Consider the following 7,776-nt stretch of genomic DNA (forward strand, 5'->3'; position numbering starts at 1 on the left):
GTGTCGTCGTGCTCCGAGTACCAGCCGATCCCGAACCCGTCGCCGTTCGTCGTCTCCACACCCAGCTTGGAGTGCAGGCTCTGGTCGATCAGCGAATGGGCGGGCTTGTACAGGATGGTGTCGAGCAGCATCGGGGTTCCCGAATAGGCGAGCCATCGGCACATGAGCCATCACCTGCGTTCCCTGCCAGCCGGCGTAACGCTGCGGGACGCCCGGCCCGGGTACGCCGCCCGGACGCTGTCCCTCCGGTCCCCCATTCTGGCGGCCCCCGCGGATGATCGCCACGCGGGCGGCGGCGAGGCCACCGACCGGGCGGGCCGGCCGGGACGCCGCCGTGGTTCACCCGCCCGGCGCTGCGCCGCGGAACGCGTTCGTGTGCGGTGCGCACGGCGGAGCCGGACCCGACCGGGCGCCGTCGCCGCGCTGCGGGAGCGGGGACCCCCGGACCATCCCCCGTAGAACCGTCCGGACGGGGGGTGGGGGCGGGATGCGGATCGTGCCTGGTCGTGTGTAGGTGGTCTTGGGTTCCACAGGGATCCGCACCCGCCCCGTCCCGCTCGAGGAGTGTCCATGAAGCGTCTTCCCGTGATCGGCGTGCTCTGTGCCGCCGCGGTCTTCGGTCTCACCGCGTGCTCCGATGACAGCTCGCCGTCGGAGGATGCCACCAAGGCCGCGAGTGAGCTGTGCGCCGACCTCTCCGAACTCAAGGGCGACACCGCCAAGCTCAAGGCGCTCAACCCCTCGTCCGCGACCAAGGACCAGGTGAAGGACGCCCAGCAGGCCGTCCAGGACGACTGGAACAGCGTCAAGACCAACGCGAGCCAGCTCAAGGAGGCCGAGCGCGCGGCCGTCCAGAGCGCCACCGAGGACCTGAAGAAGGCCTGGGACGACGTGCCGGGCGACACGACGGGCAAGGACGCCCTGACCATGCTGCAGCCGCAGATCCAGAAGCTGGACCAGGCCACGACCGCCGCCGCCGCCGGCCTCAAGTGCTGACGCGCGTTCCGTAGCGACCACCCGCAGAGCCCCTTGCCCGCGCGGCCCCCTGAGGGGCCGCGCGCGGCCGTGCGGGCCGCGTACGGCGGTGCGGGCCGCGTACGGCGGTGCGGGCCGTCCGCTCGAGGGCGGACCACTCGCCGGCGTGACGGACACCGGGACGTCCCGGATCGGCTCCGGTGCGGACGCGCCGCAACGCATCGCCCCTCCGGGACAACCAAGGGCGCCGTTCTGCCGTCTTGAACTTCTGGTGGCCCGTCCCCTCGAAGGGCTCCCTGTCATGCCCATGACTGATTCGGCTTCGGCGTCCTGTCCGGGGACGTGATCCTGGTGCGCGTGCGGTGATGCCGGGGGCGGCACGGGTGACGGGTGCTCCGGGCAGGGACCGAGCGAGGGCCGGGCGAGGGCCGGACGTGGGCCCGTGGGCCGTCGGGAGCTGGAACAAGGGGAAGGGGGGACCGTCATGGTGTCCTTGGGAGAGAGACTGAGAACCGCGCGCGTGCGGGCCTTCATCGGCCGGGACGAGCAACTGACGCGATTCGGGGAAGCCTTGGCCGGCGATCCGCACGCACCGTTCGCGTTCTACGCGTACGGCCCGGGCGGCATCGGGAAGTCGACGCTGCTGCGCCGCATGGCCGACCACGCCCGCTCGGCGGGCCGGCCGCTCGTCGAGCTCGACGGCCGTTTCGTGAGCCGGGACCCGGCCGACTTCGAGCGCGCGGCCGGTCCCTTCCTGGACGTTCCCGGCACGGTCCTGGTCGTGGACTCCTTCGAGCACTGCCAGTGGCTGGAGAGCTGGCTGCGGCACCACTTCCTGCCCCGCGCCGCGGACAGCACCCTGGTCGTCCTGGCGGGGCGGCTCGCACCGCAGCCGCAGTGGACCGCCGACCCCGCCTGGGCCGGACTCCTGCACGTGAGCGAACTGGAGCCGTTCTCCGAGGACCAGGCGCGGAGCCTGCTGGAGACGGCGCGGCTGCGGCCCGAGCTGGAGAGCCGGGTGCTGCGCTTCGCCGGGGGCAACCCCCTGGCCCTGTCGCTCGCGGCAGCCGCGGGACCGACGGGCTTCGAGGAGGCGGAGATCTGGGCCCCCTCGGCGGACATCCTGCGCACCCTGCTCGCCGGGCTGATCGGTGAGGTGCCCACGGCGGCCCACCGCCGCGCCTTGGAGGTCGCGGCGCAGGCGTACACGACCTCCGAGGAACTCCTTGCCGCGGTCCTGCACGAGGAGGACTCCCACCTCCTCTTCTCCTGGCTGAGGGACCTGCCGTTCATGGAGTCCACGCACCGTGGACTGCACCCCCACGACGCCGCCCGCGAGACCCTGGCCGCCGACCTGCGCTGGCGGGCGCCCACCGCCTTCGCGGCGATGCGCCGGCGCCTGGCGGAGGAGTACCTGCGCGTCCTGCGCGAGGCGCCCGAGGAGCGGGTGTGGACCGTCACCGACGAGCTCTTCTACCTCTTCCGGGAGGGCGAGACGCTGGCCCGCCTGCGCACCTGGTCCCGTGAGGACGAGGTGCACGACCGCCCCCTGCACCCGGGCGACCTCGCCGTCGTCCTGCGCATGGCGACGGAGACCGAGGGGCCGGCCTCCGCGGAACTGGTCCGCTACTGGGCGCAGCGCCAGCCCCGGGCCTTCAGCGTCTACCGCCTCGTGAGCACGGGCCGCATCGTGGCGTTCACGGCCCGGCTCGCTCTGCCCGCCCCTCCCGATCCGCAGGACCTGGCCACCGATCCGGTCGTCGCCGCGGCGTGGAGACACACCGAGGCCACCGCGCCGGTGCGCCCCGGCGAACACATCGGCGTCAGCCGCTTCTCGATCTACCCGGAGCGCTACCAGGTCCCCTCGCGCGTCATCGACCTGAGCAGTTCCCGCGCCCAGGCCGAGTCCGCCCGCGCCCGCGGCCGCGCGTACGGCTTCGCGGTCTTCCGGGACGCCGAGACATGGGCCGAGCGCGTCAAGGGCACCCTCGGCGACACCGGGGCGCGGCCGCGGGTCGGGGAGCACACCTACGGGGTGTTCGGCGTCGACTGGCGCCGCGAACCCGTGGAGGCGTGGCTCCGCCGTTTCCTGCCGGACACCGACGAGCCCGCCGTGTCGGGGCCCTCGCCGGTGACGCGCGCCGCGTTCGACCGAGCCGTGCGGGAATCCCTCGCGCACTGGCGCGACGCGGGAGCCTTCGCCGCCGGGGCGCTGATGCGCGTCCGTCTCGCGGCCGACTTCGCGGAGCCCGTGGAGGAGTTGCGCGCCCTGCTGCGCCGCACCGTCGAGGATCTCGCCCGGGACCCGCGCGGCGCGCGGGCCCGCGAGGCCCTGACGGCGGGCTACTTCTCCGGTGCGCCCACGCAGGAGGCCGCGGCCCGCCGGCTCGGCCTTCCCTACGGCACCTACCGGCGCCACCTGCGCCAGGGCCTCGAGCTGCTGTGCGAGGCCCTGTGGCAGCGGGAACTGCACGGACCCGTCGAGGCCTCGTAGAACGCACTCCCCTCCCCCGCACCGCCGCCGCGGGCCGGTGGACAGGTGCGGACAGGACTGGACAGTCCCCGCCCGTTTCCTGCCTGGAATGTGGACAGCGTCCCGCACGAGTCTGTGCGTCATGAACCTCCCAGACACCCGGACGGCCCCGGCGCCGACCGCACGCCGGGCGGGCGCCGCGCTCGCGGCGCTCGCCGCGGCCCAGTTCACGGTCATGCTCGCCACATCGATCGTGAACGTGGCGCTCGCTCAGATCGTCGCCGGCGTGGGCCTCTCGGACGGCGGCACCACCTGGGTGGTCAACGCCTACGGCCTGGCGTTCGGGGCGCTGCTCCTGGCGGGCGGCCGGGCCGCCGATCTCCTCGGTCGCCGCCGGGTGCTCCTCCTCGGTCTCGCGCTCTTCGCCGCGGCCTCGCTGGCAGCGGGACTGGCCGGCTCCGCGGGCGCGCTGATCGCGGCGCGTGCCGCTCAGGGCCTCGGTGCCGCGGCCATCGCCCCGGCCGCGCTCGCACTGGCCATGGACCTGTTCCCGCCCGGACCCGGGCGGGGCAGGGCCCTGGGGGTGTGGGGCGCGGTCTCCGGCGCGGGCGGGGCGGGCGGTGTCCTGCTGGGCGGTGTCCTGACCCGGGCTTGGGGCTGGCCCTGGATCTTCCATTCCGTGGCGCTCGGGGCGGTGCTGGTCCTGGTCGCCGTGGTGGTGCTCGTGCCACGGCATGCAGGACGGGTCGCCGGGCGGTTCGATCTGCTGGGCACCGCCGTCATCACCGTCGCCCTGACCTGCCTGGTCTGGGGACTGACCACCGCACGCGGCGCCGGCTGGACGGACACGCGGGTACGGGGCGCGCTCATCGGCGCCGCCGTGCTGCTCGCGGCCTTCGCCGCGATCGAGCGTCGCCGGCCGGACGCACTGGTGCCACCGCGCCTGTTCACCACCGGCCGGGTCGCCGCGGGCAACCTGATGATGGCGCTCCTGGGGTCCGTGTGGATCGCGCTGTTCTTCTTCCTGCCGCTGTACCAGCAGCAGGTGCTCGGATCCGATCCCCTGGTCACCGGTCTCGGCCAACTGCCGCTGGCCGCGGCCAACATGATCGGCGCGGCCCTGGCACCCCGCGTCTCCCGGCGCGTCGGCGCCACCACCACGCTGACCACGGCCCTGCTCACCGAGGCCGCGGGCCTGCTGTGGCTGTCCCGGATCGACGCCCACGGCAGCTACGTCACGGACGTCCTCGGTCCGAGCGTCGTGGTCGGCCTGGGTCTGAGCATCGCCTTCGTCCAGCTCACCGCGTTCGCCGTGGAGGACGTCCCGCAGCGGGACGCGGGGCTGGCCGGCGGCCTGGTGAACACCACCCGGCAGGTGGGAGGCGCGATCGGCCTCGCCGCCCTGGCGACCCTGGCCGGTTCCGTCACCGCACGCGCCTCGGTCCACCAGCCGCGCCTGGAGGCGCTCACCGCCGGCTACCGCACCGCGTTCACGGTCTCGGCCGCCGTCCTGGCCGGCACCGCGCTCCTCGCGCTGTTCCTCCACCGCCGCGCCCGGCCACGCGCCGCGGCCGGCTCCGCCCACCCGGCCTCCCGGCCCTACTCCTCCCCCTCACCCGGACCGGCCGAACCCGGACCGGCCGAACCAGCCCAACCAGCCGAACCAAGGGACCACCCGCACCGCCGGCCCCTCCCCGCCACGACAGGAGACACCACCATGGCCATGGCCACCATCGACGAGACCGCCCCCGTCATCGTCCGTCTGAGCACCACCATCGACGCACCCCTCACCACGGTGTGGGCCCTGCACACCGACATCGCGGCGTGGCCCACCTGGAACGCGGACATCGCCCAGGCCGAGCTCGACGGCCCGCTGCTGCCCGGCAGTTCCTTCAGCTGGCGCACCCACGGCCTGGACATCACCTCCACCGTGCTCGAGCTGGTACCCGGCAAGCGCATCGTGTGGGGCGGCCCCGCCAACGGCATCACCGGCCTGCACGTATGGACGTTCGAGCAGAGCGGCGACCACGTCACCGTCCGCACCGAGGAGTCCTGGAGCGGCGCCCCCGTCGAGGCGGCCGCCGACGAGCTCACCCGGGCACTGCACGACTCCCTGGAGAGCTGGCTCACCCTCCTGAAGTCCCGCGCCGTGCAGCCCGCCTGACCCCCATCCCATCCACCGAAGGAGATCCTTGCCATGACTGCCGACAAGCCGTACCTGACCGGTCACTACACCCCTGTCGCCGAGGAGGTCACCGCCACCGGCCTGACCGTCGAAGGCTCCCTGCCCCCCGAGCTGACCGGCAGACTGCTCCGCAACGGCCACAATCCCAAGCCCGGGGTCACCCCGACGCACTGGTTCAAGGGCAGCGGCATGGTCCACGGGATCCGGCTGCGCGAGGGCCGTGCGGAGTGGTACCGCAACCGCTGGGTGCGCACTCCGGCGCTGGAGGGCGCCCCGTACATGACGGAGAAGGGCCCCGACCTGACGGCCAGCGCCGCCGGCACCCACGTCATCGAACACGCCGGGCGCCTCCTCGCCCTGTGCGAGGCGAACCTGCCCTTCGAACTCACCCCGGAACTGGAGACGGTGGGGGCCCACGACTTCGACGGCACGCTGCGCACCGCGATGACCGCGCACCCCAAGGCGGACCCCGTGACGGGGGAGCTGCACTTCTTCGGCTCCTCGCCGTTCCCGCCGTTCCTGACGTACTACGTCTCCGATGCCAAGGGCCAGATCGTCGACAGCGCCGAGATCCCCGGGGCGAGCGCTTCCCTGAAGCACGACTTCGCCCTCACCCGCAACCACGTGGTCTTCGTCGAGGGGAACGTCACCTTCGACCCGGCCGAGCACTCCGGCATCCCGTACGGCTGGAGCGACGAGCCGCAGCTCTCGCGCATCGGCATCATGCCGCGCGGCAACGACGGCGCCCGCCGCACCCGCTGGTTCTCCATCCAACCGGGCAACATGCTCCACGTCGCCAACGCCTACGAGGACGGGCAGGGCCGCATCGTCCTGGAAGGCCCCACCGTGGACCGCGAGGGCTTCCGGCTGTCCTGGAACTGGTGGGTCGGCTCTCCCGGGCGCGGTACCGAGCCCGTATCCCGCTCCTTCACGCGCCGCTGGGTGGTCGACATGGCCTCCGGCGCCGTCGACGAGCGGGTCATCGACGATCTCGCGGTGGAGTTCCCCACCCTCAACGAGGACTACCTGGGCGCCGAGAACCGCTACCAGTACGCCGTCTCCTTCCCCGACGAGAAGGGATTCGGCGGCTACGGCGTCGTCAAGTACGACCGCACCACCGGCGCCCGCCGCATCCACGAGGTGGGCGACGCCCGCATGCCCGGCGAAGCGGTCTTCGTCCCCGCGGCCGGGTCGGCCAACGAGGACGACGGCTACCTCCTGACCGTCGTCTCCGACATCAAGCAGGACGCCTCACAGCTCCTGGTCCTCGACGCCTCCGGCCTCGACACCGTCGCCACCGTCCATCTGCCCCACCGGGTGGCCGCCGGCCTTCACGGCTCCTGGATCCCCGACAGCGCCCTGGACACCACCGAGTCCTGACGCGGCACCGGGCCATCTCCTAGCGGCGAGCCCGCCGGCGTCGCAGGAGGATCCCGACGGCCGCCCCGGCGAGGGCCGTCACCGCCACGCCCGCCGTCGTCCACCAGACGGCGGACCCCGATCCGGCCGTCCCGGACTCCGCGGGGACCCCCGAGGCCGGTGCCGGCGCCTGGGCCGAGGCCGAGGCCTGCGTCTGCGCCGGTGTCGAGGTCGGTGACGGTGCGGAGGGACGGGGGTCCGGGGTGCCGGTGGCCGGAGCCGGGTCCACCACCGGTACGCCGACCTCGCGTTCACCGTGCCCGAGGGCGGGGAAGCCCACGTCCACGGTGACCTTCCAGGACCCGGGCGGCAGGGACTCGGCCGTGGTCCAGCCCGCCGGCGCCGCCGCGGGATCGCGTACCAGGCGCCAGGGTCCCGCGGTGCGCGCGCCGTCGGGGCTGACGGCGTTCACGGTGGCGGCGACCGCCTCCTCGACGGCGTCCCCGTCGTTCTCCCAGGTGAGGTCCGCGGTGACATGGCCCTCCCGCTGCCCCGTCATCACCACCTTGACGGTGTCGCCGTGGGCGTGCGCCGCGGCCGGGGACAGCAGGATCAGGCCGAGTGCGGTCAGGACGGCCTGGAAAGCGATTCGTATGCGCATCGTTGCGGTGCTCCGGGTGGGATGAGGGACCGGCGGGGCGGGCCCGCCCCCCCCCCCCCGCCCCCGGGGGGCGAAAGGGGGGGGGGGGGGCCCCCCCAAGAAGCCGGGGCACCCCGCCCCCCC

5 protein-coding genes and 1 pseudogene are annotated in these 7,776 nt (G+C 73.9%); 4 read left to right on the plus strand and 2 right to left on the minus strand.

The window, feature by feature from the left end; all coding sequences use genetic code 11:
- Positions 1–164, minus strand: a pseudogene (locus ACWF9Z_RS33775) (class II glutamine amidotransferase); the annotation flags it as partial.
- Between the two features lie 406 nt (positions 165–570).
- Between ACWF9Z_RS33775 and ACWF9Z_RS33780 the strand changes: the two are divergent.
- The 4 genes from ACWF9Z_RS33780 (at position 571) to ACWF9Z_RS33795 (ending at position 7,013) form a co-directional block, all read left to right on the plus strand.
- Complete coding sequence (locus tag ACWF9Z_RS33780; protein ID WP_453608936.1) at positions 571–996, plus strand: hypothetical protein; 426 nt, start codon at positions 571–573, stop codon at positions 994–996.
- 499 nt (positions 997–1,495) lie between these two features.
- Positions 1,496–3,469 carry an ATP-binding protein gene (locus ACWF9Z_RS33785; RefSeq protein ID WP_453608938.1) on the plus strand — a complete coding sequence of 658 codons (1,974 nt, stop codon included), beginning with the start codon at positions 1,496–1,498 and terminating at the stop codon, positions 3,467–3,469.
- A gap of 121 nt (positions 3,470–3,590) precedes the next feature.
- Positions 3,591–5,612, plus strand: a complete 2,022-nt coding sequence (locus ACWF9Z_RS33790; protein WP_453608941.1) for an MFS transporter — start codon at positions 3,591–3,593, stop codon at positions 5,610–5,612.
- Positions 5,613–5,645: 33 nt separating this feature from the next.
- Positions 5,646–7,013, plus strand: a complete 1,368-nt coding sequence (locus ACWF9Z_RS33795) for a carotenoid oxygenase family protein (protein WP_453608943.1) — start codon at positions 5,646–5,648, stop codon at positions 7,011–7,013.
- A 19-nt stretch (positions 7,014–7,032) separates the two neighbouring features.
- On the opposite strand, the gene ACWF9Z_RS33800 is transcribed toward ACWF9Z_RS33795, so the two are convergent.
- Complete coding sequence (locus tag ACWF9Z_RS33800) at positions 7,033–7,653, minus strand: hypothetical protein (RefSeq protein ID WP_453608946.1); 621 nt, start codon at positions 7,651–7,653, stop codon at positions 7,033–7,035.
- Between the last annotated feature and the right edge of the window lie 123 nt (positions 7,654–7,776).

The organism is Streptomyces sp. NPDC054961, from assembly GCF_053609145.1.